This is a genomic window from Acidobacteriota bacterium (genome assembly GCA_039028635.1).
In the GTDB taxonomy this organism is placed as follows: domain Bacteria; phylum Acidobacteriota; class Thermoanaerobaculia; order Multivoradales; family JBCCEF01; genus JBCCEF01.
This window is the reverse complement of sequence record JBCCHV010000047.1, coordinates 15,541-38,509: the sequence shown is the minus strand read 5'-3', so window position 1 is coordinate 38,509 and position 22,969 is coordinate 15,541. Positions and strand designations below refer to the sequence as shown.

Here is a 22,969-nt window from a genome sequence, read left to right as displayed (position 1 = left end):
ACTCCGAAGCAAGTTGGGGTGTCCAAGAATGCCCGGCAGGAGTGCCGGGGTGACACGACCGTCACATTCTAGCATCCAGCCGATGGCGTTCCCGGAGTCCATAATGGACCACTAAAGATGGGCTCAACGGCGCTCCGGGAAGCCGTTTCGCAGCTCCTCAGAACCTCGCCGCCGGCGGCTCGACGGCCCTGACGACATTACGGACGCGGGGCGCGAGGGGCCTTCTCCACGGGCTGCTAACCTACCGGCAAGCGATGCGCCAGACACCTCCGACCGTCGAATCCCTCACTCAGGGCATTGCGCCCTTCGTGCCCTTGCTGCTGACGGTGGCCGCCTCCGCTCTCGTCCTCTGGGTGGCCCACTGGCTGTTCCTCGGTCGCCAGCGGAAGATGGGCAACGAACGCAAATTCGCCCGCCAGCTGGTGATGCTCGGCCTCACCCTGGCCGCGATGGTGACGATCATCCTGACGCTGCCGGTCAGCGAGTCGATGCGCAATCAGGTGCTGGGGCTCTTCGGCTTGGTCGTGTCGGGAATCATCGCCTTCTCCTCCACGACGGTGACGGCCAATCTGATGGCGGGCCTGATGCTGCGCGTCACCCAGCCGTTCCGCACCGGTGATTTCGTCGAAGTCGACGGCCAGTTCGGACGGGTCGCCGAACGCGGTCTCCTCGACACCGAGATCCAGACCGAGCATCGCGAGCTCATCGCCCTGCCCAACACGCTGTTGATTCGAGAGCCGGTGTCGGTGGTACAGAAGTCCGGCGCCATCGTCTCGTGCTCTTTGTCCCTGGGCTACGACATCCATCACCGCCGGGTCGAATCGGCACTGATGGATGCCGCCCACAGCTGTGGCCTGGAAGACCCCTTCGTCCACGTCCTCTCCCTCGGCGACTTTTCCATCAACTACCGCGTCCACGGCCTGCTGCGCGAGGTCAAAGGCCTGTTGACGGCGCGCTCGGACCTGCGTCGTAAAGTGCTCGACACCCTACACGGCAAAGGCATCGAAATCGTCTCGCCGACCTTCATGAACCAGCGCCAGGTCCACTCCGAGGCTGCGGTCCTGGCAGAGCCCCCGCCTCTCGCCATCGACGAGTCCGCCGGCCGCGCCGCAGCCGGCCGCGCCGAAGCCATCGTCTTCGACAAGGCGGAGGCTGCCGAGCGCCTCGAGGAGGAGGCCGATCTGCTGCGTCAGGAGATCGCCGGCCTCGATCAGGCGAAGGCCGAGCTGCCGCCGGAAGAGCAGGAAGACGCCCTCGGCCGACTCGCCGAGATTCGCCAGCGCCTCGCCGAGCTGGCAGCCGAGAGCTCACCCAAGAGCTCCGAATCCTGACGCCTCTGATCGGCCGCCGGATCGATCTCGCCGCCATCTCCTCGCCTCGACCAGCAGCCCCCATGATCGCCCTCGGTGTGCTCTACGTCTTCGCCGAGCCGGACCCGGAGCACCAGCGGTAGCACCTTTCCCGGCCGAACTGCGCTACTGTCGCAACCGAACCTCCTACCCGCGAGAATTACGTGACCAAGGCCAGCCTCGTCGACTTCCTCCCGGATTCCCCGCTGCAGGACGCGGACGAGATCCTCGAACGTTTTCTCGACTGGGTCGGGGCCGTCGGCTTCGAGCTCTATCCGGCCCAGGAAGAGGCCATCCTCGAGCTGGTGGCGGGCCGCCACGTGGTCCTCAATACGCCCACCGGCTCGGGCAAGTCGCTGGTCGCCCAGGCCCTGCAGTTCAAGGCCGTTTGCGAGGGCCGCACCTGCTTCTACACCAGCCCGATCAAGGCCCTGGCGAGCGAGAAGTTCTTCTCCCTGTGCGACGAGTTCGGAGCCGACCGGGTGGGTATGCTCACCGGCGACGCCTCGATCAATCCCGAGGCGCCGGTGCTGTGCTGCACCGCCGAGGTGCTCTCCAACATGGCCCTGCGTCGCGGTGAGGAGCTCGATGCGCCCTACGTGGTGATGGACGAGTTCCACTACTACTCGGACAGCGAGCGCGGCGTCGCCTGGCAGGTGCCGCTGATCACCCTGCCCCACACCACCTTTCTGCTGATGTCGGCGACCCTCGGCAACGTCGCCCCGATCACCGAGCGCCTGGAGGCCTTCAGCGGCCGTTCGGTCGCCCACGTCACCTCCGCCGAACGGCCGGTCCCCCTCGACTTCGAGTACCGCGACACGCCCTTGACGGAGACCGTCCAAGCGCTCCTCGACGGCGGCAAGGCGCCGATCTACATCGTCAACTTCACCCAGCGCGACGCCGCCGAGCTCGCCCAAAGCCTGACCAGCCTGAAACCGGCGAGCCGCGAAGAGCGCGACGCCGTCTGGCAAGCCCTCGGCGACTTCCGCTTCGACACCCCCTACGGCAAAGATCTGCGCCGTTTCCTGGGTTTCGGTGTCGGGGTGCACCACGCCGGATTGCTGCCGAAATACCGGCTGACCGTCGAGCAGCTCGCCCAGCAGGGCCTCCTCAAGGTCATCTGCGGTACCGACACGCTGGGAGTCGGAGTCAACATCCCGATTCGCACGGTGCTATTCACCAAGCTCGCCAAGTACGACGGTCAGAAGGTCGGCATCCTGTCGGTGCGCGACTTCCAACAGATCGCCGGCCGCGCCGGACGCAAGGGCTTCGACGACCACGGCAGCGTGGTGGCGCAGGCCCCGGAGCACGTCATCGAGCGCCAGCGCATCGCCAACAGCGCCGCCAGCGCCAAGGCCAAGCGCAAGAAGATGGCGAAGAAGAAGGGTCCCGGCAAAGGCGACGTCTCCTGGACCAAGGAGACCTTCGAAAGCCTGCAGAGCCGGCCGCCGGAAACCCTGCAATCACGTTTTCGCATCACCCACGGCATGATCCTCGACCTGGTGCAGCGGGACGCCGAGCTCGACGATCCGGAACGCCGCAACTTCGCCGCCCTGCGCGAGCTGATCGCCGCCAGCCACGATGACGAAGGCAGCAAGAAACGCCACCTGCGGGACGCCGCCGAACGCATCCGCTCCCTCGGCCGGGCGGGAGTCCTGCGGCTGCGGCGGGACACCGATTCGAGCTACCTGTGGGTGGTCGTGGACCACGAGCTGCAGGAGAATTTTTCGCTCCATCAAGCCCTGTCCCTCTATCTGGTGGAAGCCCTCGGCAGCCTCGATCCGGAGGACGAGCACTACCCGGTGCTGGTGCTGACCTTCGTCGAATCGATCCTCGAGGATCCGCGGGTGGTGCTCTACCGGCTGCAGGACAAAGCGCGCGAAGAGGCGATTGCGCGCATGAAGGCCGAAGGCATCGACTACGAGGAGCGCATGGAACGCCTCGAGGAGGTCACCCACCCGAAGCCCGACGCCGAGCGCATCTACGAGACCTTCAACGCCTTCCGGCGCCTCCATCCCTGGGTCCGGGGCGAGGCCATCCGGCCCAAGGCGGTGGGCCGCGAGATGTTCGAGGGCTACTTGTCCTTTGCCGACTTCGTGCGCCGCTACGGCCTGGCGCGCAGCGAGGGCGTGCTGCTGCGCTACCTGTCCCAGCTCTACAAGACCTTGGCCCAGAGCGTCCCGGAGAAGTACAAGACCGAGGGCGTGCTCGACATTCAGTCCTTCTTCCGCACCCTCCTCGAGCGCGTCGACACCAGCTTGATCGAGGAATGGGAGAGCATGCTCCATCCGGAGCTGGTGTTCGACGCCACCGGCGAGCGAGCCGGCGAGAAAGAGAAGGCCAAGGAAGAGCTCCGTCTCTACGAGCTATTCCACGACCCCAAGGCCTTCACCGCCCGGGTGCGGGCCGAGATCCACCATCTGGTGCGCGCCCTGGCGCAGCAGGACTGGGAGACCGCCGCTGGCTGCGTGCGCGCCGCCGATGGCCAGGAGCCATGGACCGCCGAACGCTTCGAAGACACCTTGGCGCCCTTCCTCGACGAGTACGAGGAGGTGCTCTTCACGCCTCCGGCGCGCCAGGCCCACTGGACTCGCATCGAGGCCCTCGGGCCGCGCCAGTGGCAGGTTCAGCACACCCTCCTCGACCCCGCCGACGACAACTTCTGGCACCTCACCGGCAAGGTCGACCTGCGGCAGGACGGGAGCTGGGAAGGGCCGCTTCTGCGCCTCGAGTCGATCGGCGAGTAGCAGCCCGGACGCCAGCTCTCCGCACCACGAAGGCGGGTCGGCCCCGCCGTAGGCGTTTTTCGCGGTCGTTTGTTAACGCCGACCCAAGGGCTCAGTAGTAGCTCATGAAGGTCGCGCTCAATCCCCACCTCCGAGCGCGGCGACGACAAAGGAGCTGCTGAGCCACCATGAATCAAGTCTTCGATGTTCTCGGTCCGATCATAGTGATCTTCTTCATCGCCTGGACGGTGCGCGGGTTCATCCAATACCGCCAAGCAAAGGCGGCCATCGATCGCCGGGCCGAGTTGCAGAACCGCCTGCTCGACAAGTTCGACACCGCCGAGAACCTCCAGGTCTTTTTGCAGAGCGACTCGGGCGCCAAGTTTCTCGAATCGGCCACCCTCGAGAAGGGCAATCCCTTCGGTCGCATCCTGGGTTCGGTGCAGGCGGGCTTGATCCTGCTCGTCGGCGGTGCCGCTTTCTACGCGCAGCGCAATGTCGTCGAGGGCGCCTACGAAGGCTTCTCCTTCATCGGCACACTGGGGATGGCCCTCGGAATCGGCTTCCTCCTCTCGGCGGTCGCCTCCTACCGCCTATCGCAGAAGTGGGGCCTCCTCGACCAGAGGCCTCCCGTAGACTAAGTACCGATGATCGCTGCCGCCTTGCTCGAGCGCCATCACCGCACGACCGCCGCCGAAGTCCGCCGGCCTGCGGGTCCAATGGATGAACAGCGCTTCCGCGCCTTTCACCGCCGGACCTGTGGCCCCTTGTGGGCATATCTCAGCCGAGCCTGCGGCGACCGCAGCCTCGCCGACGACCTGACTCAGGAGTCCTATCTGCGCTTCCTGGGCTCGAGCTTCGAGCCGGAGAGTGATCTCCATGCGCGGCGATACCTGTTCCGCATCGCCAGCAACCTGCTGCGAGATCGCCTGCGGCGACGGCGGCACGAGGGTCCGCCGCCGGAGGGCGCTGTCGAACCCCGCACACCGGCACTGGAACCCGGCGAACGCATCGACCTCGACCGAGCCCTGCGAGGCTTCAAGGAACGCGACCGTCAGGTGCTCTGGCTGTGCCACGTCGAGGGTGTCCCTCATCACGAGATCGCCGAGATGCTCGGCCTGGCCCCAGCGAGCGTCCGGGTCATCGCCTTCCGGGCGCGAAAGAAGCTCGCTCGCATCCTCCGAGCGGAGCCACCGGCAACGGGTTCCAAGCCGTGAGCGCCTCTCCTTGCCCACGCAGCGACGAGCTACTGGTCGCTCTTCAGGCAAAAGGTCCCAGCGAGGACCTCAGCCGCCATGCGGAAGGCTGCCTCGACTGCTCCGATCTGTTGCTGGTACACCAGCAACTGGCCTTCGATGCCCGCGAGCTCGCCGCCGAGCAACCGAGCTTCGATGCCCGTGCCCTGTGGTGGATGGCGCGGCTCGAAGGTCGCGAGGAGCGGGCCCGTCGAGCCACCTGGACGATCCACCTCTGCGAGCGCCTGGGCCTCGCCTTCGCCCTCGGCCTTCTGCTCCTGGGGTTTCAGTGGCAGGGCCCGGCGCTGCTCCGCTGGATGCTTCAAGTCCTCGACGGGCCATCCTCCCTGGTCGACAGCCACGGAGCCTTCACCGCCTTCATCCTGGTGACCTTGGCGGTGGCAGCCCTCGGACTCGCCGACAGCCACTCTGAGACCTGAGGCCGGCTCAAACGCGTTCGACCCGCGCGATGTAGCAGCCGGCTTCGCCGTTGCGGAGATGGACGTAGTCGACCTCGTCATCCGCCAGCATCGAGCTCAGAGTGGTCTCGATCTCGGACTGGGCAGGCCTCTCACGGACCATCAGCCAGCGGTCGCGACCGTAGCCTTCGAGGACCAACGGCAGAGAGCGAAGCTCGTTGGGGAACCCCGGCCCAGCGAAAGCCGAGCACTCGTCCTCGTGGATGAAGACCGGACCCGGCGAGGGGTAGTCGACGAGGCCGGCGAAGGCATCGAAAGTGAATAGAATTCGGTTTTCCCTTTCCTGACGAAACTGTTTCAGACAAGAACGACAAGGGCCATAGCCGGTCGCTGGCTCGACCTGAGCCTGGTGGCCGTAGCCGGGCGCCCGGCCGGTTTCTCGTACAGCTCGGGAAAGCTCTTCCGGCAGGGCCACGACTCGAAAGCTCGACATGATTTCACTCCCTTCTAGGACTCGGTCGCGAGATTGCCACCCAGCCCGACGAGCTTGCCGTGCCGATCCAGCGGGAACCACCCGATTGTTGCCTTCGACTATGCTGGAGCCCGCCCGCTACCAGCCACGGACCGAGCGATGAAGAACGATCTCGAGCTTCGCCTAGCCACCACGTCCGACGTCGCGACCCTCGCCGACCTCGGCGCCCGCACCTTCCGCGACGCCTTCGCCGCCGACAATGATCCGGACGATCTCGAGCGCTACCTCGCCACCGCGTTCTCGCCGGCTCAGGTGGCTCGCGAGCTGGCGGACCCGGGAGCGACCTTTCTGTTGGCGTGCGATCCCGGCGCGGAGAGAACGCCCCTCGGGTACGTCAAGCTGCAAGCCGGTGGCCGCTATCCCTGCCTCGGAGGGCGTCGTCCGGTGGAGCTGGTTCGCCTCTATGTCGAGAGCAGCGCCATCGGCACCGGCTGCGGCTCGGCCCTGATGGCCGCCTGCCTCGCCGAGGCGCGCCGGCAAGGCTTCGACCGCCTCTGGCTGGGAGTGTGGGAGCACAATCCGCGCGCCATTCGTTTCTATGAACGCTGGCACTTCGAAGTGGTCGGAGATCACGAGTTCCTGCTCGGCAGCGACCGCCAACGGGATCTGCTGATGGAGCGGCCGACGGCGGAAATGGAAATGCCGACGTCCTCGCCAGCGTAAAGAGACTTCGGAAGGGAGAATCGCTTGCGCCACATCGAATACCACGTCGCCACCTCCATCGACGGCTTCATCGCCCATCCCGACGGCAGCTGGGACGGCTTCCTCCAGGAAGGTCCTCACGTCGCCGATTACCTGGCATCCTTCGAGCGCTACGACACCGTGCTGATGGGGCGCCACACCTACGAAGCCGGCCTACGCCAGGGCGTCACCAACCCCTATCCCCAGCTCGTCAGCTTGGTCTTCTCGCGCCGCCTCGAGGCCAGCCCGGATCCCGCCGTCGAGCTGGTGAAAAGCGACGCGGCGGCCCGAGTTCGAGAGCTCAAGGAACGGCCCGGCAAGGCGATCTACCTCTGCGGCGGCGGGCGCCTGGCCTCGAGCCTGCTGGCCGCAGGCCTCCTCGACGAGCTGGTCTTGAAGCTCAACCCGGTGGTCTTCGGCGATGGCATTCCGCTGTTCTCGGAACGCCACCACCAGGCCCTCGACCTCACCCACCACCAGGTCTACGACAACGGAGTCCAGCTCCTGCACTACCGCTTCCGGAACTAGCGGCTAAGGGCACGCGACTCCTCGAAGCTGCCCCATTCTGGCCACATCCGGCAGTCACCATGGCTGCATGAGCGGGCGAGCGAAAACGACTCTCTGGCTGGCGGCGATCCTCGCCACCATGGTCACGTCCCTGGCCGGAGCCAGCCTGTTGCAGAGCGGCATACTGCGCCTCAACTATCCCAACCGCATCGAGTACCCGGTACGCGGCCTCGACATCTCTCACCACCAGGGCGAGATTCTCTGGCAGGAGCTGCCGCGACCGCTGGTGCAGTTCCTCTTCATCAAGGCGTCCGAAGGGGGCGACTTTCGGGACCCGGCCTTCGACACCAACCGGCAGGCGGCAAGCGACCGCGACATCCCCTGGGGGGCCTACCACTTCTTCACCTTCTGCCGCGATGGCGCAGAGCAGGCCGAGAACTTTCTCACCGTCCCCGGTTTCCACGCCGCCGATCTGCCGCCGGTGATCGACGTCGAGCTCGGTGGCAACTGCAAATCCTGGCAGAGCGTCGCCGATGTGCGCCGCGACCTGCGAGCGATGATCACCCGGGTCGCAGAAGGCAGCGGCCGCCGCCCCATGCTCTACGTCACCCGCGAGGCCTACGACCACATTCTGAGCCCTGACCTGCGTCGCCACGACCTCTGGGTAAGAGACGTCTTCCGGCCGCCTCGCTGGGCCGACGCCGAGGGCTGGCTGTTCTGGCAGTACGGCAACCGCGGTCGCATCGACGGCATCTCGGGACACGTCGACCTCAACGTCTTCCGCGGCAGCCGTGATGAGTTCCTGAAGCTGATCGCGGCGAGCCCGCCGGCACGAAAAAAGGCGGACCCGAAGGTCCGCCTTTCGTCTTGGCGTGCCGGAGACCGGCCCGCCCCCGCTCGCTGAGGTCTAGCCGCGGCGAACGATGTAGAGACCAGCACCGCCCAGGGCCACCAGCAGGAGCAGCAAGCCCCAGGTGCCGAGGGTCGGAATCTCGAGCACCGAGCCAACCCCGACGATCGCCGTCGACGAGTTGTCGGCGGTCAGCGGATCGGCGTTGTCGGCGGTCACCATGGCGGTGTTCATGACGTCGCCGGTGGTGCCCGGATTGATGTCGACGGTGATGTTGCACATCGCCGAAGCGCCGTTGGCGAGAGGACCGACATTCCAGGTCCACGGCGGCACGTCGAGGGCGCCGCAGTCGTCGCTGACGTAGGTCACCTCGGCCGGCAGCATGTCCGTCACCACCACGTTGACCGCATCGGCAGGACCGTTGTTGGTCACCGTGACGGTGTAGACGATCTGGTTGCCGAAGACCTCACCGGTCTTCGTGATGGCGAGATCGGCCTCCATCGGCGGCACCGGCGCGTTCAGGCAGAAGACGTGGTCCGAAGGCACCGGAGCCGCGTTCTGATCGGCGGTGTTGTCGTAGGTGGCGTTGTTGATCTCGTCGAGCCACAGGAAGAGACACTGGTTACCACCCGGCGTGCTGGCGCCGGTCTGGCGCTGAATGCCGATCCAGGCGGCATCGGTGACGTCCGTCGGCGGAATCGTCACGTCCCACTCGAAGATGGTGGTGAAGGCGAAGGGAATGCCGGTGTTGGTGATCGACGCCGGAGTTCCCACCACCGATGCGATGACGGCGCCCGGCGTGCCGGCGTTGTCTTCCGAAAAGATGATGTTGAACGGCGTGTTGGCCGTGTCGTCGTCGGTGCAGGGACCGAGGAAGCCGGCGTTGAACTCAGCCGAGATGCCCCAGAAGCGAACGCCCTCGGCCACACCCTCGGTGAGGGCCGTGATGGTCGAGCCGCTGACAAAGGCCTCGGAGGTCAGGAAGGCGGCCTCGACGTCCGAGGTCCGCGCGGTGTTGAAGTTGGCGGTGTCGATCGGCTGTTCGTAATCACTGAAGCCAGTGCACGCCGGACCACCCAGCGGGCTCGGCACGATCGCGCCGTCATGGGTGAGCTTGCTGGCGTCCTGCGCCAAAATCGGAGCAGCCATCAGCGCGGCAACAGCCAAAACGACGGCAACCTGTCCCAGAATTCGGGTTCTATCCTTGTTCACATTTCCTCCCACGTCTCGGGTTCGTTACGAGCCCTGGCCCGAAACCTGGGCCGGCCCCTTCTCGTTCGCCTGCCAGAAAAAACTCATGGCAAATTCTGCACACAGAAATCCAACAAGAGATTCTAGTAATCGCAGAACGGTCGCAAATTGTGGCGTCGAAGTCAAGCCTTTCAGAGGATGAACGACGATTCCAGGGGAGCCCCGAATTCTCCCCCGGGGCGCGGCGAGGGGATTGAAAGAGGCCGTGGTTTCACCCCATCGCCGAAGACTGGTGACAAGATCGGGCTAGTATGCCGAAGGCGGTCGCCTCTCGGCGATCATTCCGTCACCTCCGGAGAATCTCGATGAGCCTCGCAGCCTCCCGTTCCGCCATGGAGCGGCCCAAGACCACCCTCGCCAGCTGGCTCCTGCTCACCGCCGTCCTGGTGCTGATCGCGCTCCTGCCTTCCCTCTGGCCGGAGCGCTTCTCGCCGCTCCACGGCGTTCGGGTCGACACCAACCCCGAGAACATGCTGCAAGCCGACGAGCCGGTGCGGATCTTCCATCGCCAGATGAAAGAGGCCTTCGATCTGCACGATCTGGTGGTGGTGGGGGTGGTCAACGAGAGCCACCCCCAAGGCGTTTTCAACGCCGCATCCTTGGGCCGCGTCTGGGAGCTGACGGAGTTCGCCAAGACGCTCCGTGGCGAGGCCATCGGCCAGACCGACCCGCGCGCCGGCGTGGTCGAGGTCGACCTGATCGCGCCGTCGACGGTCGACGCCATCGAGCCCATTGGCCCCGGCACCCTGCGCTTCGAGTGGCTGATGGCAGAGCCACCGGCGGACGATGCCGAGGCCGCCGAGATCCGCCGCCGGGCGCAGCGCGTTCCCTTCCTGCAGAACACCTTGGTTTCAGGCGATGGCAAGGCCCTCGGTCTCTACCTCCCGCTGACCTCGAAGGAGCTCAGCTACCAGGTCTATCGCCGCCTCCAGGAGCGCATCGCGAGCTTCGACGGCAACGACCAGTTCTTCGTCACCGGCCTGCCGGTGGCGGAGGACACCTTCGGCGTCGAGATGTTCATCCAGATGGCGATCTCGGCCCCCTTGGCGATGCTGGTCATCTTCCTCCTGATGTGGTTCTTCTTCCGCCAGCTCAGGCTGATCGCCTCGCCCTTGTTGGTGGCGATGCTGGCGGTCATGTGCACCATGGCCCTGCTCATCGCCAGCGGCCAGGTGATCCACATCATGAGCTCGATGATCCCGATTTTCGTGATGCCGATCGCCGTCCTCGACGCGGTTCACATCCTCTCCGAGTTCTTCGATCGCTATCGCCGTGACGGCGACCGCCGGCAAATCCTCGGCGAGGTGATGGCCGGCCTCGCCCGCCCCATGCTCTCCACCTCCCTGACCTCGGCAGCGGGCTTTGCCTCCCTCGCCCTGACGCCGATTCCCCCGGTGCGGGTATTCGGCATCTTCGTCGCCATTGGCATCTTGCTCGCCTGGCTGATGACCATCACCCTGGTACCGGCCTACATCCTGTTGATGCCGGCCTCGGCCTTGGAGCGCTTCGGAGCCGCCGCCCGCAGCCGCGACCGTCGCCCCCTGGGCGACTCGACCCGCGTCGGCCGCGCCATCCTGGCGCTGGGCCGGTTCGCCCAACGGCGCTCGGCCGCCATTCTGGTCGCCACCCTCGGCCTCGGCCTGCTCTCCGCCTGGGGAATTCAGCGCATCGAGGTCAACGACAATCCGATTCGCTGGTTCCGCGCGGCGCACGAGATTCGGCAATCGGACCGCGTCCTCAACGAGCACTTCGCGGGCACCTACACCGCCTACCTGGCGCTCACTCCGGCCGAGGGCGTCGCGGCCCCTCCGCAAGGTGCCCCAGTCGCCGAACCAGTCGCCGAACCAGACACCGAACCTGATATCGCCCCGGGTGACGCCCCAGTCGATGCCACCGAGCCAAGCCTGCCGGCGGGCCTCGGCGGGGCCGACACCAGCGCAGGCGAGCCGGAGCTGCCCGCGGGCCTCGGTGGCAGCCCCGAGGCCACCGCCGAACCCGTCGCAGCGGTGGCGACGGCCGCCTCCGACGAGACCTTCAAGGACCCGACAGCGCTGGCCTACCTCGAAGACCTGCAGCAGGCCCTCCTCGGCACCGGCATCGTCGGCAAATCGAACTCCCTGGCGGACATCGTCAAGACAGTTCATCGCGACCTGCACCAAGGCCAGCCGGAGGAGCTGCGCATTCCCGACTCGGCGGCCGCCGTCGCCCAGACCCTGGTGCAGTACGAGAGCAGTCACCGTCCCGGCGATCTGTGGCACTTCGTCACTCCCGACTACCGCGCCGCCAATCTCTGGGTGCAGCTCAAGAGCGGCGACAACCAGGACATGGCGGCGGTGGTCCAGGCAGTGGCCGACCACGTCGCCGCCCATCCGCCGCCGGCAGGACTCGAGGCCCACTGGTTCGGTCTCACCTACATCAACGTCATCTGGCAGGAGAAGATGGTCCTCGGCATGCTCAAGGCATTCCTGGGCAGCTTCCTGGTCATCCTCTTGATGATGACCCTGTTCTTCCGCTCGCTGCTCTGGGGCCTGCTGTCGATGATTCCCCTCACCCTGACCATCGCCATGGTCTACGGCCTGATCGGCTGGATCGGCAAGGACTACGACATGCCGGTGGCGGTACTGTCCGCCCTCGCGCTCGGTCTGGCGGTCGACTTCGCCATCCACTTCCTGACCCGTTCACGGGCGAGCTACCAACGCTTCGGCAACTGGCGCCAGACCTCCGCCGACGTCTTCGAGGAGCCGGCCCGCGCCATCGCGCGCAACGTGGTGGTGATCGCCGCCGGCTTCACGCCGCTGCTGCTGGCACCGCTGATTCCCTACAATACGGTCGGAGTGTTGCTGGCGATGATCCTGGTCATCTCCGGCTTCGCCACCTTCCTGGTGCTACCGGCCGCCTTGGGCACCTTCGAAGGACGGTTCTTCCCAGCCCGCGAGACCTCGAAATGACCCGATTCGCCTTCTCTCTTCTGCTCGTCCTCGCCATCCTGTGGGCGCCCGGCGCCGCGGCAGCCGACGAAGCCACGCCGAGCCTCGCCGAGATCGTCGAGAAGACCAACCATGTCGCCTACTACCAGGGTCAGGACGGCCGCGCCGTCGCTTCGCTGACGATCACCGACGGCAAAGGCCGGGTGCGCCGCAAGGACTTCACCATTCTGCGCCGCGACCAAGGCTCCGAAGACGGCGCCCAAAAGCTCTACGTCTACTTCGACCAGCCGGCCGATGAGCGCGGCGTCACCTTCCTGGTGTGGAAGCACCTCGGCAAGGACGACGACCGCTGGCTCTACCTGCCGGCCCTCGACGTCCAGAAGCGCATCGCCGCCTCCGACGAGCGCACCAGCTTCGTGGGCTCCCACTTCTTTTACGAGGACGTCTCCGGCCGCGGCATCGACGAGGATCATCATCGGCTGATCGAGACGACGGCCAATTACTACGTCCTCGAGAACACTCCCAAAGACCCCAAAGCCGTCGAGTTCGACCGCTTCACCATGTGGATCCACAAGGCGAGCTTCATCCCGGTGGAAATCAAGTTCGAGCAGGACGGCAACGTCTACCGCACCCTCAAAGTGCTCGCCGTGGAAGACATCCAGGGCAAGAAGACGGTCACCAAGATGAAGATGAGCGACCAGCGCATCGGTGGCCACACGGTGCTCGAGTACTCGCAGGTGGACTACGACCTCGGCCTGCCCGAAGAGATCTTCTCGGAGCGCTACCTGCGCAATCCACCGCGCCAGCACCTGCCCTGACGATGCGCCGGCTCGCCGTGATTCTGCTGCTCCTGGGCAGCATCGGCGCCGCCGCCCAGGAGGCTCCCCCGGAACCGACCCCGGCGGATTCCCCGGCGCCAGTCACAGCCCCAGAATCCGCCGCAGAACCGGCCCTGCCACCTGGGCTCGCCGGCCCCGACGGCGAGAGCCCTCGAGACCAGCCCGAGGAGGCGACGGAACCGGAGCTGCCGGCCGGCCTCGGCGCCGGCCAGGAGCCGGCCTTGCCGGGCGGCCTGGGCGACGAACCGGCCCTGCCCAGCGGCCTCGGGGAAGACCCGAGCCCGGCCCCGGCGCCCGCCTCCAAAGGCGACTGGATGGATCGCGTGCGGCTGCTCTGGGAAGCGCGCTATGGCTCGCGCCTCGACAATGATCCGGCGCAGCGAGACGACCTCACCCTCCTCGAGACCCGCCTGCAGCTAGCGGCCGAGAAGGCCTGGTCGCGGCATGTCCTCGAGGCCCGCGTCGACCTGCTGGCGGATGGCCTCGAGAGCGGCCTCGAGAGCGACCTGCGCCAGTTGCGCTGGACCTGGCGGGCGAGCGACGCCCTCGACCTCCAGGTCGGGCGTCAGATCCTCACCTGGGGCACCGGCGACCTGCTGTTCATCAACGACCTCTTTCCCAAGGACTGGCAGTCCTTCCTCCTCGGACGCAAGACCGAGTACCTCAAGGCGCCTTCCGACGCCCTGCGCCTCGGCTGGTTCACCGAGCGCGGCAACGTCGAAATCGTCTACACGCCGCAGTTCGACCCGGACCGTTTCATCACCGGCGAACGCCTGAGCTTCTTCGATCCCGCCAGCGGCAGCCGCCGAGGGCGGGACCAGCGCCTGCGCACCGCGCCACCAGACGACCTCTGGCAGGACGACGAGATCGCCCTGCGGCTGAGCGACGGCATCGGTTCCTGGGAGGTCGCTCTCTATGGCTACTCGGGTTTCTGGAAGAGTCCCGCCGGATTCGATCCCAACAGCGGCCGCGCCACCTTTCCGCGCCTCGCCGTCTGGGGTGCCAGCGCCCGCGGGCCCTGGGGCCGCGGCATCGCCAGCTTCGAGGCCGGTTGGTACGACTCGCGGGACGATGCCGATGGCGGCGATCCGACCGTCGCCAACGGTGAGCTACGCGCCCTCGCCGGCTACGAGCTCGAGCTCGGCCGTGAGCTCACCGGCGGCCTGCAGCTCTACGCCGAGCAGCTGCTCGACCACGACGCCTATCGGCGCACCCTGCCGGCCGGCGTTCCCGCCCGTGACGAGACCCGCCTGCTGGTCACCGTGCGCCTCACGCAACGGCTGCGCCAGCAAACCGTTCGCCTCTCTCTGTTCACCTTTTGGAGCCCCACCGACGAAGACGCCTACCTGCGGCCGCGCCTCGAGTTCGACCTCGGCGACCGCTGGCGCTTCGAGCTCGGCGGCAACCTCTTCCTGGGCACCGAGCCGCACACCTTCTTCGGCCAGTTCGAGGACAACAGCAGCCTCTACACCGCCTGGCGCTACGCCCGCTGAGTTGGCACCTTGTGTTGTGAGACGGAGGGCAATCCCCTCCTGAAGACGTTTCCTCTCCCAGCCCTGGTGACCGGTAAGTCCAGCGACCCACGAAAATCGAAGGAAATTCGAGGAAGATTCAAAGGCCTCCGCCTCGGCTGACTTGCCAAGGTCCTTCGGACCCAGCGCGGCCCGGAAAGTCCGGCAGTCGAAACGTCAACCGACGAACAAGGAGGACCGATGTCCCGAACCACGGCTCTAGTCTTCACCCTCGCCTGTCTTAGCCTGGCAGCACCCGTCCAAGCCGGTCAGACCCATTCCACCGAGGTGACCTTCTGGGGCACCACCACCTACAATCAACTCGGAATCAATCTCGCCATCTGCAAGAGTGCACTCCAGAGCGACTGCACCTCCTGGGGTAACTCGATCTGTCGTCCGAGTGCACCCGAGCTCCCGCCCAGCCTCCTCAGTGACTTCGACCACGATCTCATCTACCAATCCTGCGGCGCTTCAACCTTCCCCGAGCCTTGCGTCTACTCGTTGTTCTGCAGCCAAACCTGTCGAGTGACCTGTGCCGACGATCCCACCCCACCACCCACTCTCAATCAGTGCGATTACACCAACTCGACCGTCTGCAATGGAGACTGTCCGGGTCGCTTCAACAACAACGGCTCCTGCTTTAACTGGACCTCGATCGCAACCAACTGCTGGATGTGCCGATGTCAGGCGGGCACGCCGGCCTGTGAATGCACCGGCACCTGCAACCAAGGCAATCCCGGGAACGGAACTCCGGAACAAAACGGAGATCCCGAGTGCCCCAACACACCAATCCTGATCGATATGGACGGTCTCGGCTATCGCCTGACCGATGTCAGCAACGGTGCGTTGTTCGATATCGACGCCGATGGCGCCGTCGAGCTGGTGGCCTGGACGGATCCCGCCTCCGGCGACGGCTGGCTTTTCCTCGATCGCAACCAGAACGGACGGATCGACCATGGAGGCGAACTGTTCGGCGACAGCACCGCTCTCATTTCAGGGGAGTTGGCGGAGCATGGATTCGCCGCCCTCGCGGATCTCGACACGCCCTTCCTGGGAGGCAATGGAGACGGCATCATCGACCCCTCCGACGAGCGCTTCTATGAGCTCGGCATCTGGGTCGATGCCAACCACGACGGCGTTTCCGACAAGGGCGAGACAGTAGATCTCTGGGAAGCTGGAATCCTCTGGATCGAGCTCGACTATGTACAACAGAAAAGCCGCGACGAGCACGGCAACTGGTTTCAATATCGCGGCCGGGTCTGGGTCCAGCAAGGCTTGGGAGTCAACCCGCGAGAGATCTACGACGTGATCCTACAGGTCATGCCCTGAATCCCGTCCTTCCGCGACGGGAAGCGGTCGAGCGTTTCCCGTCGCGGGCTCGACCGCCAACCCAGACTAGAGGCGAAACGAAACCGAGTTGAAGAAGCGCAGCTCCTCGAGCTCTCCGGGCAGGGTGGCGTACTCCGCCTCGGGCTGATCGGCGAGCTGGTCGGCGAGGCCCTGGGCTTCCGCCAGGTAGCGCTCGAGCTCGCGATTGCGCTCCTCCTCGCCCGGCGCCGGAGGCGCAGCACCTCGCTCCTGCCGCGCGACGGCGATACCGAAGGCCGGCTCCGGCCGCGCGAAGCCGTCCCGCCGCGACCACACAGCGGTACGCATGTCGAGCTCGTACTGGGGCAGGAAGCGGGACCCGAACTCGGCCACCATCTCGATCGAGCGGCAGAGAAACTCGATCTCCGCAGTGGTCAGGGTGTAGTGCAGACCGATCCGCACCCAGCCCGGCTTGATGCCTTCGAAACCGGCCTGCAGTTGGGCCCGGTAGCGCTCCGAAAGCTCATCGTCGATTCCCAGCAGCCGATGGCCGTAGGGACCGGCGCAGGAGCAACCGGCGCGCGCCTGGACGCCGAAAAGATCGTTGAGCAAGCGCGCCACCAGCTTGGGGTGGAGGAACTTGTCGCCGTGGCGGATGTTGAAGGAGATCACCGCCATGCGCTGCCGAGGGTCGGGATTGCCGAGGACGTGAATCCCCGGATGGGCCAGGAAGCGGTCCATCACCTGCTCGAGGTAGCGGTGCTCGGTGGCCTCGATGGCCTCGAACCCCAGCGTCTCCTTGAGATCCATCGCCAACGCCGCCCGCATCAACTGCAGGATCGGCGGCGTGCCGGCCTTCTCGCGCTCCTCGATATCGCTCAGGTAGTCGTGATCGTGGGGACCGACGTAGTCGACGGTGCCGCCGCCGCTACAGCTCGGCGGCAGGTCGCAGCGGTAGAGGTCGTCGCGGAACAACAGCACGCCGCAGGAGCCCGGACCCCCGAGATACTTGTGGGGCGAGATGAAGATGGCGTCGAAGTAGCTCTCGTCGTCGCGATTCATGTCGATCTCGCAGTACGGAGCCGAGGCGGCGAAATCGAAACAGGCCAGCGCGCCGTGACGGTGGAGCAGCTTGGCGACCTCGTAGAGCGGCGTGCGAATGCCGGTGACGTTGGAGCTCGAAGAAAAACTGCCGATCTTGAAACGACCGTCGTAGCGCGGGTCCGCGACCTTGGCTTCGAGATCCGCGAGGTCGAGCAGACCGTCGCTGGTCAGCCGCACCTCGACCACCTCGGCGAAGCACTCGCGCCAGGAGACTTCGTTCGAGTGGTGCTCGTAGGGACCGACGAAGACCACCGGCAGGCGATCGGCGAGGCGCTCCTTCAAGCACTCTTGGGTCGCACCGTTTCCGAGATGGGGCTCGAGGGCCTCCTCGAGACGCTCCCAGGTGGCCGGAGGAAAGCGCAGCCCGAGCAGCTCCTGGAAGCGCAAAATTGCCCCCGTCGAGCCACTCCCGGTGGCGATCAGGCAGGTCGAATCGTCGGCGTTGACGGAGCGCTTGATGCACTCCTCCGCCTGCGCCAGGAGATCCGAGGTCACCAGCCCCGATTCCGTGTCCTCGGTATGGGTGTTGCCATAGATCTCCTGCAGCTCGCCGAGGTAGCTCTCGACGAATCGCAGATTGCGGCCCGAGGCGGTGTAGTCGGCGTAGGTCATCAAGCGCTCGCCAAAGGGCGTGCGCAGGCGCGTGCCGCGGCCGATGATCTCGCCGAGGAGATCGGCGATGGTGAGGTTTTGATCCTTCAGGCTCTGCGGAGGCGCAGTCAGCTGGTCCATGACGAATCGCTCGCGGTCGATCGGCGGTGCGCGACCGATGTCAGGGGTCGCGGTGGCTCCATACCGCCGGAGGTCACTGGGACCTGTGATTTTACCAGGCTTGGAGACCCGCTGCCTGGGATCGCGGTTCCTTACGAGTCGCGACTCGAAATCCGGCGCGGCGCGGCTTCTCGGCAACCCGCGGGCCATAGAATCGCTCCGCCGGCATCATCCTTCGAAACTCGCGGAGACTCCCCTTGGCTACCGATGCACCCCGTCGAGCGACCCTCCTGATTCTCGCCCTCCTGACCTCGGCCCCGTTCGCCCACGCCCAGAGCAACGACGAGATCCAGACCGCAACCCAGTTCGATCTCTTCCCTCCGGGCGCCCGCAGCCTCGCCCTCGGCGGAGCCTTCGTCGCCCTGGCCGATGACGCCACCGCCGCCTACAGCAATCCGGCCGGGCTCACCCAGTTGGTGGAGCCGGAGGTCGCCATCGAAGCTCGCCACGGCACCTTCCGCAGCCAGTTCGCGGAACGCGGACACGTTCCCGAAACCGCCCTCACCGGCATCGGCATCGACGTCGTCGACGGCTTGCAGCGCGGCGAGGAGCGCAATCGCGCCGCGGGGCTGGCCTTCGCCTCCTTCACCTACCCCGGCACCTCCCCCGGCAACCGGCCCGACAACCCTGCAGCCAAGCGCTGGGCGGTGGCCATCTACGGCCATCAGCTGACCCGCTTCCGCAGCTCCCTCACGTCCCAGGGCCTGTTCGTCGGACCACGCAGCGCGCCCTTCCGCACCTTTCCGGTGCGTTCGTCCCTCGACCTCGACATCGCCGGTATCGGCGCCGCCGGCGCCTATCGCCTGAGGGATGACTTCTCCGTTGGCTTCGGCCTCGCCAGCTACCACCTCGACCTCGACTCCACGACCGAGCGATTCCGCCGCGCCGAGCCCACCGGAGATCTGCTGCAGGACGGCCTCACCGGGCAGTTCTACGGTCCGGCGGACTTCTCCCCCGAAAACGTCTTCAATCGCCAGCTACAGCGCGGCAGCGACGACGACCTGGTCTTCCAGGCCGGCTTCCTGTGGCGCCTCGACAGTCGCTGGAGCCTTGGCGGCGCCTACCGCCAGGGGCCGAGCTTCGATTTTCGTGCCGAGTTCGTCGAAGGTCCGGCGGGCGAAGCTCCGGGGCGCGTCGACCCGACCGTCGGTGGCCAGGGCACCTTCCGAGTTCCGGACGTCGCCGCCCTCGGCGTCGCCCTCCACGCCACCGATCAGTGGCTGATCACCGCCGACTACGACTGGATCCGCTATTCGTCCCTGAGCGACGGCTTGCTCAACCTCTTGCGCGCAGCGATCGGCGCCGAGAACGACTTCGTCATCGATGATGCCCACCAGCTCCATCTCGGCACCGAGATTCAGCTCCTCGAGCCCCGCTTTCCGGTGGCGCTGCGCGCCGGCCTTTGGTGGGACCCGGATCATCGCCTGCGCTACGTCGGCGACGAAGCGCTGCTCGCCGCCCGCTTCCGCGCCGGCGACGACGAGCTACACCTCACCGCCGGCGCCGGCATCGTCTTCGGTCGAGCACAGATCGACCTCGCCGTCGACCACGCCGACCCGGTGACCACCGTCTCCCTTTCGGCCGTGGCGCGTTTCTAGCCCGGCCTTCTCACGAGGTTTCCTCGCGAGAGGCCGTAGGTTCTTGAAGATGCAAGGCATCCGTCGCTGCCACGACGCAGCCGTACTCGACGTACTGCGAGGAGAGCAGGCGACGGATAACGCAGCAGATTCGGGGACCTACGGACTCGCAGCGGAAAGCTCGTGAGAAGGACGGGTTAGGCCGCCCTGCTGAGCAATCGAGCTGGTCCCGCCTCACGGCTCGGCGGCAGCGAACAGTGTCCGAAAGGGCGGCGGAAAGAGCGCCGCCGCCGGCTCGAGATCCGGCGCCAGTCGATGACAAGCGGCGAGCTCCCGGGCCATCGCCGCCCGCTGCTCCTCTGCCTGTTCACCGGAAAGGCGCCAGAGAGCGAAGTGACTGGCGGCGCGCAACAGAGCCGCCGGCCCGCCGCCGACGCCGGCCAGCTCGCCGAGGGCAGCGCGGTAACGGCCCGCGAAGTACTCTTCGGCTCCTCGCCGCCAAGGGGCCACAACGACAGCGGCGGCATCGGGCCCTCCTGGGCCGGACCGCGCCGCCTCGGAGGGTACTTCCGTCGCTCCCTCTCGGGAATCATCGGGCGAGGGTGAAGCTTCACTCACAACCGTCACCGCCGCCGACTCGACGGCGGGATCCACCGGCGGCGCCGCCGGCTCGATCGGCCCCTCTCGACTGTCCTCTCGGGAAGGCTCCGCAGCGACCTCCGTCGGCAGTGCCATCGGCGGAGCGGAGGAGCCCAAGGCGGGATCCTGGTCGGTCGACTGCCGCTCGATGAGGTCATCGAGCCGCTGCCGCAGCCCGGCCAAATCGTCGAAGGCCCGACGGGCGGCCAGACTCGCCAGCTCCCGGCGGAGCGCCTCGCCCTCGGACCCGGCGGTCGTCGCCGATCGCCGCTGCAGCTCGACGAGAGCGGAACAGTGACCGAGATCCTCCTCGAGACTCGCCCAGAGGTCGGCCTCTGACCGCACGGCCCCCTGCTCGAGGGAGGTGGTCCAGGACTCCGCCGCCGCGGCGCAATCGCCCTGTTCGAAGGCAGCTCGGCCCAACCAGTAGTGGGGCAAATAGGGTTGGGGAATCGCTCCGACGAGTCGAGCCCGGCGACGCGCCTCGGGGCGTCCTGCGATGGCCGCCCGCAGGCGACCCTCGGCCGCCTGCCACGCGCCCGCCTCGGCCGCTTGCAGCGCCTCGAGATAGTCCTGGCGCCAATCGGCGATGACGGAGGTCGCCAGGAACATTCCCAGAACCGCCACGAGCCAGCATCGCCGCCGGCGAGCAGTGGCTCGTGTCCGTCTCCCATCCCCAGCGGGAGCGGAACCGAACCGCTGGCGAACTGCCGAGCGAGGCCTCACCGCAAGGACTCCAGAAACTCCGCCACCCCGAGAGCCGGAAAGGCCGTCTCGCAGCGCCCGGTCCCCGACACCGGCACCACCACCGAGCAAGCGCCCTCGCCGGCCTCCGGATGATGCAGGACGGCGCGATAGCGCCCCGGCGGAAGAGACAGCACCAACGGCGTGCTACGACCACCGGCGATCTCGACGGGGCGACCGACACCGTCGACTAACGATCGCACCTCGGCCCACGGCACGGCGCGGATCTCTAGACGGCCGGACGGCCCGTGCGGCACCACCTCGGCCTCCGGCCAAAAGACCAGCGTCGCCCAGGCGGCCAGGCCCAGCAGCGCGGCGACGGCGATCGCAAGCCCTCTTCGACGCCGCGGCGGTCGGCCACGATCCCAACCGGCGAGCAGCTCGTCGAAGGACTCCGGTCGCGCCGCCGGATCCTTTTCGAGGCAGCGCTCGAGCCAGCCGGCGAGGGCCGGCGGGCCATCGGGCCGAAGCTCCCGCAGCGGCGGCAGAGCGACCTCGAGCACGCGATAGAGGGTGCCGGCTTCGCTTTCAGCGACGAAGGCGCGGCGACCGGTAAGGAGCTCCCAACCGACGGCACCGAAGGCGAAGAGATCGGCGCGCCGGTCGACCACCTCGCCGCGCACCTGCTCCGGCGCCATGTAGGCGAGGGTGCCGAGGGTGGCGCCTTCGCGGGTCAGGTCGCTGGCCGTCGACTGCTGCCGCGCAATGCCGAAGTCGAGCACCTTGAGCTGTCCGTCGGGCAGGCGAAACAGGTTGCCGGGCTTGATGTCGCGGTGCACGACGCCGCGCCGGTGGGCATAGGCGAGGGCCTCGGCGAGCTGGTGCAGCAGGCCTTCCACTTCGGCGATCTCCAGGCCCCGCGGCGCCGATTGCAGAATGGCCCCGAGATCCTCCCCATCCAGCAGCTCCTGAACCAGAAAGGGGACACCGGCCTCTTCTCCGACATCGAAGACCCGGATGATTCCGGGATGGTCGAGACCGCTGGCGATCTCCGCCTCGCGCGCGAAGCGCCGACGGAGGGACGCCTCGGCGGCACTGCAGGTTTTGATCGCCACCGCTCGCTTGAGGTCCGGATCCCAGGCCTCGAAGACTTCGCCGAAGCCGCCGCGAGCCAGGCGACGACGTACTTGATAGCGCCCGAGAGCGGATGGTGGTGCCGGAACGTCGGCAATCGTGGCGCCCTTCGGAGAGGTCGGGCCGTCGCCCCCACGCTCGAAGATCACTTCCGCCGCGGCATCGGCCGAAATCAGCTCCTCGAGGGACCGACGCAGATTTTCATCGGCTCCACACTCGGCCGCCAGCCAGGCATCGCGATCTTCCGGCGCCACCTCGAGGAGGGCCTCGAAACGCGCCATCAGATCGATCCGGCTCCGGCTCACGAAGGCTCCGGCTCTCCGGCGAGCTCGCGCAGTAGCCAGGCTCGGGCGGCCCGCCACTGGCGCGTCACGGTCGGAGCCGAGCAGCCCAGGATCTCGGCCGTCTCCTCGACCGTACAGCCGGCGAAGAAGCGCAGCTCCACCAACCTCGCCTTGACGGCGTCGAACTCGGCCAGAGCGCGCAGTGCTTCGTCGAGGGCCTCGATGTCTTGCGACGTCGCCAAGGGCTGCCAGTCCCCGAAGGTGACGCGGAGCGGGGCGCTGCCGCGCTTCTGGGCATGCCGGCGGCGCGCATGGTCGATCAGGATACGGCGCATTTGCTGCGCCGCGAGGGCCAGGAAATGGGATCGGTCCCGCCAGTCGAGGCAGCAGTAGTCGACCAGCCGCAGGTAGGTCTCGTGGACCAGCGCCGTGACTTCGAGACTGTGATCTCGCCGCTCGCCCGCCAGGTAGCGGGCGGCGCGCTCCTTGAGGTCGCCGTAGACCTTCGGAAGCAGGCGCTCTCCGGCGACCTCGTCGCCCTGCCGCCAAGCCCGCAAGAGGCCGGTCACGTCGTCCGCTGCTTCGCCGGTCATGGTCCATCCGCAGCTTACCAATCGGACCAAATTCGAAGGCGGTGATCG

General features: G+C 66.8%; 19 protein-coding genes. 13 read left to right on the top strand and 6 right to left on the bottom strand.

Annotated features, from left to right (window positions below; all coding sequences use genetic code 11):
* The first annotated feature begins 254 nt into the window (after positions 1-254).
* From AAF604_17780 to AAF604_17760, 5 genes are all read left to right on the top strand, one after another.
* Positions 255-1,331 (top strand): mechanosensitive ion channel domain-containing protein, encoded by a 1,077-nt coding sequence (locus tag AAF604_17780; protein ID MEM7051522.1) that lies wholly within the window; start codon positions 255-257, stop codon positions 1,329-1,331.
* A 182-nt stretch (positions 1,332-1,513) separates the two neighbouring features.
* Positions 1,514-4,096: a DUF3516 domain-containing protein gene (locus AAF604_17775; protein ID MEM7051521.1), complete on the top strand. Its 2,583-nt coding sequence runs from the start codon at positions 1,514-1,516 to the stop codon at positions 4,094-4,096.
* A 167-nt stretch (positions 4,097-4,263) separates the two neighbouring features.
* Positions 4,264-4,716 carry a hypothetical protein gene (locus tag AAF604_17770; protein MEM7051520.1) on the top strand — a complete coding sequence of 151 codons (453 nt, stop codon included), beginning with the start codon at positions 4,264-4,266 and terminating at the stop codon, positions 4,714-4,716.
* 6 nt (positions 4,717-4,722) lie between these two features.
* Positions 4,723-5,292: a sigma-70 family RNA polymerase sigma factor gene (locus tag AAF604_17765; protein ID MEM7051519.1), complete on the top strand. Its 570-nt coding sequence runs from the start codon at positions 4,723-4,725 to the stop codon at positions 5,290-5,292.
* Positions 5,289-5,750: a hypothetical protein gene (locus AAF604_17760; GenBank protein ID MEM7051518.1), complete on the top strand. Its 462-nt coding sequence runs from the start codon at positions 5,289-5,291 to the stop codon at positions 5,748-5,750. The genes AAF604_17765 and AAF604_17760 overlap by 4 nt, the downstream gene beginning before the upstream one ends.
* A gap of 7 nt (positions 5,751-5,757) precedes the next feature.
* On the opposite strand, the gene AAF604_17755 is transcribed toward AAF604_17760, so the two are convergent.
* Positions 5,758-6,222 carry a DUF1203 domain-containing protein gene (locus AAF604_17755; protein ID MEM7051517.1) on the bottom strand — a complete coding sequence of 155 codons (465 nt, stop codon included), beginning with the start codon at positions 6,220-6,222 and terminating at the stop codon, positions 5,758-5,760.
* A 138-nt stretch (positions 6,223-6,360) separates the two neighbouring features.
* On the opposite strand from AAF604_17755, the gene AAF604_17750 reads away from it, so the two are divergent.
* From AAF604_17750 to AAF604_17740, 3 genes are all read left to right on the top strand, one after another.
* The gene (locus AAF604_17750) at positions 6,361-6,924 is read left to right on the top strand and encodes a GNAT family N-acetyltransferase (GenBank protein ID MEM7051516.1); all 564 of its coding nucleotides are present in this window, start codon (positions 6,361-6,363) and stop codon (positions 6,922-6,924) included.
* Positions 6,925-6,948: 24 nt separating this feature from the next.
* Positions 6,949-7,470 (top strand): dihydrofolate reductase family protein, encoded by a 522-nt coding sequence (locus tag AAF604_17745; GenBank protein ID MEM7051515.1) that lies wholly within the window; start codon positions 6,949-6,951, stop codon positions 7,468-7,470.
* A gap of 67 nt (positions 7,471-7,537) precedes the next feature.
* Complete coding sequence (locus AAF604_17740) at positions 7,538-8,353, top strand: GH25 family lysozyme (GenBank protein ID MEM7051514.1); 816 nt, start codon at positions 7,538-7,540, stop codon at positions 8,351-8,353.
* A gap of 3 nt (positions 8,354-8,356) precedes the next feature.
* Here the strand turns inward: AAF604_17740 and AAF604_17735 are convergent, their stop codons facing one another.
* Entirely contained in the window at positions 8,357-9,448 is a 1,092-nt protein-coding gene (locus AAF604_17735; protein MEM7051513.1) for a DUF11 domain-containing protein, read from the bottom strand.
* Positions 9,449-9,855: 407 nt separating this feature from the next.
* Between AAF604_17735 and AAF604_17730 the strand changes: the two genes are divergently transcribed.
* From AAF604_17730 to AAF604_17715, 4 genes are all read left to right on the top strand, one after another.
* Positions 9,856-12,498 carry an MMPL family transporter gene (locus AAF604_17730; GenBank protein MEM7051512.1) on the top strand — a complete coding sequence of 881 codons (2,643 nt, stop codon included), beginning with the start codon at positions 9,856-9,858 and terminating at the stop codon, positions 12,496-12,498.
* Positions 12,495-13,295, top strand: a complete 801-nt coding sequence (locus AAF604_17725) for an outer membrane lipoprotein-sorting protein (protein MEM7051511.1) — start codon at positions 12,495-12,497, stop codon at positions 13,293-13,295. The genes AAF604_17730 and AAF604_17725 overlap by 4 nt, the downstream gene beginning before the upstream one ends.
* 17 nt (positions 13,296-13,312) lie before the next feature.
* Positions 13,313-14,809, top strand: a complete 1,497-nt coding sequence (locus AAF604_17720) for a hypothetical protein (protein ID MEM7051510.1) — start codon at positions 13,313-13,315, stop codon at positions 14,807-14,809.
* Positions 14,810-15,028: 219 nt separating this feature from the next.
* The gene (locus tag AAF604_17715) at positions 15,029-16,156 is read left to right on the top strand and encodes a hypothetical protein (GenBank protein ID MEM7051509.1); all 1,128 of its coding nucleotides are present in this window, start codon (positions 15,029-15,031) and stop codon (positions 16,154-16,156) included.
* A 66-nt stretch (positions 16,157-16,222) separates the two neighbouring features.
* Here the strand turns inward: AAF604_17715 and AAF604_17710 are convergent, their stop codons facing one another.
* A complete protein-coding gene (locus AAF604_17710) occupies positions 16,223-17,971 on the bottom strand; it encodes an aminotransferase class V-fold PLP-dependent enzyme (GenBank protein ID MEM7051508.1) in 1,749 nt (582 codons plus the stop codon).
* 236 nt (positions 17,972-18,207) lie between these two features.
* Between AAF604_17710 and AAF604_17705 the strand changes: the two genes are divergently transcribed.
* A complete protein-coding gene (locus AAF604_17705) occupies positions 18,208-19,608 on the top strand; it encodes an outer membrane protein transport protein (protein MEM7051507.1) in 1,401 nt (466 codons plus the stop codon).
* Positions 19,609-19,821: 213 nt separating this feature from the next.
* Here the strand turns inward: AAF604_17705 and AAF604_17700 are convergent, their stop codons facing one another.
* The 3 genes from AAF604_17700 to AAF604_17690 form a co-directional block, all read right to left on the bottom strand.
* A complete protein-coding gene (locus AAF604_17700; protein ID MEM7051506.1) occupies positions 19,822-20,853 on the bottom strand; it encodes a hypothetical protein in 1,032 nt (343 codons plus the stop codon).
* Positions 20,854-20,948: 95 nt separating this feature from the next.
* Positions 20,949-22,349: a serine/threonine-protein kinase gene (locus AAF604_17695; protein MEM7051505.1), complete on the bottom strand. Its 1,401-nt coding sequence runs from the start codon at positions 22,347-22,349 to the stop codon at positions 20,949-20,951.
* Positions 22,346-22,921: an ECF-type sigma factor gene (locus AAF604_17690; GenBank protein MEM7051504.1), complete on the bottom strand. Its 576-nt coding sequence runs from the start codon at positions 22,919-22,921 to the stop codon at positions 22,346-22,348. Before AAF604_17690 ends, AAF604_17695 begins: the two co-directional genes overlap by 4 nt.
* Positions 22,922-22,969 lie beyond the last annotated feature (48 nt).

Bases quoted from the DNA above. Each gene is read 5' to 3' on its own strand.
- AAF604_17780 (MEM7051522.1), top strand. From the start codon at position 255: ATGCGCCAGACACCTCCGACCGTCGAATCCCTCACTCAGGGCATTGCG.
- AAF604_17770 (MEM7051520.1), top strand. From the start codon at position 4,264: ATGAATCAAGTCTTCGATGTTCTCGGTCCGATCATAGTGATCTTCTTC.
- AAF604_17765 (MEM7051519.1), top strand. From the start codon at position 4,723: ATGATCGCTGCCGCCTTGCTCGAGCGCCATCACCGCACGACCGCCGCC.
- AAF604_17755 (MEM7051517.1), bottom strand. From the start codon at position 6,222: ATGTCGAGCTTTCGAGTCGTGGCCCTGCCGGAAGAGCTTTCCCGAGCT.
- AAF604_17750 (MEM7051516.1), top strand. From the start codon at position 6,361: ATGAAGAACGATCTCGAGCTTCGCCTAGCCACCACGTCCGACGTCGCG.
- AAF604_17740 (MEM7051514.1), top strand. From the start codon at position 7,538: ATGAGCGGGCGAGCGAAAACGACTCTCTGGCTGGCGGCGATCCTCGCC.
- AAF604_17735 (MEM7051513.1), bottom strand. From the start codon at position 9,448: ATGGCTGCTCCGATTTTGGCGCAGGACGCCAGCAAGCTCACCCATGAC.
- AAF604_17730 (MEM7051512.1), top strand. From the start codon at position 9,856: ATGAGCCTCGCAGCCTCCCGTTCCGCCATGGAGCGGCCCAAGACCACC.
- AAF604_17725 (MEM7051511.1), top strand. From the start codon at position 12,495: ATGACCCGATTCGCCTTCTCTCTTCTGCTCGTCCTCGCCATCCTGTGG.
- AAF604_17715 (MEM7051509.1), top strand. From the start codon at position 15,029: ATGTCCCGAACCACGGCTCTAGTCTTCACCCTCGCCTGTCTTAGCCTG.
- AAF604_17710 (MEM7051508.1), bottom strand. From the start codon at position 17,971: ATGGACCAGCTGACTGCGCCTCCGCAGAGCCTGAAGGATCAAAACCTC.
- AAF604_17690 (MEM7051504.1), bottom strand. From the start codon at position 22,921: ATGACCGGCGAAGCAGCGGACGACGTGACCGGCCTCTTGCGGGCTTGG.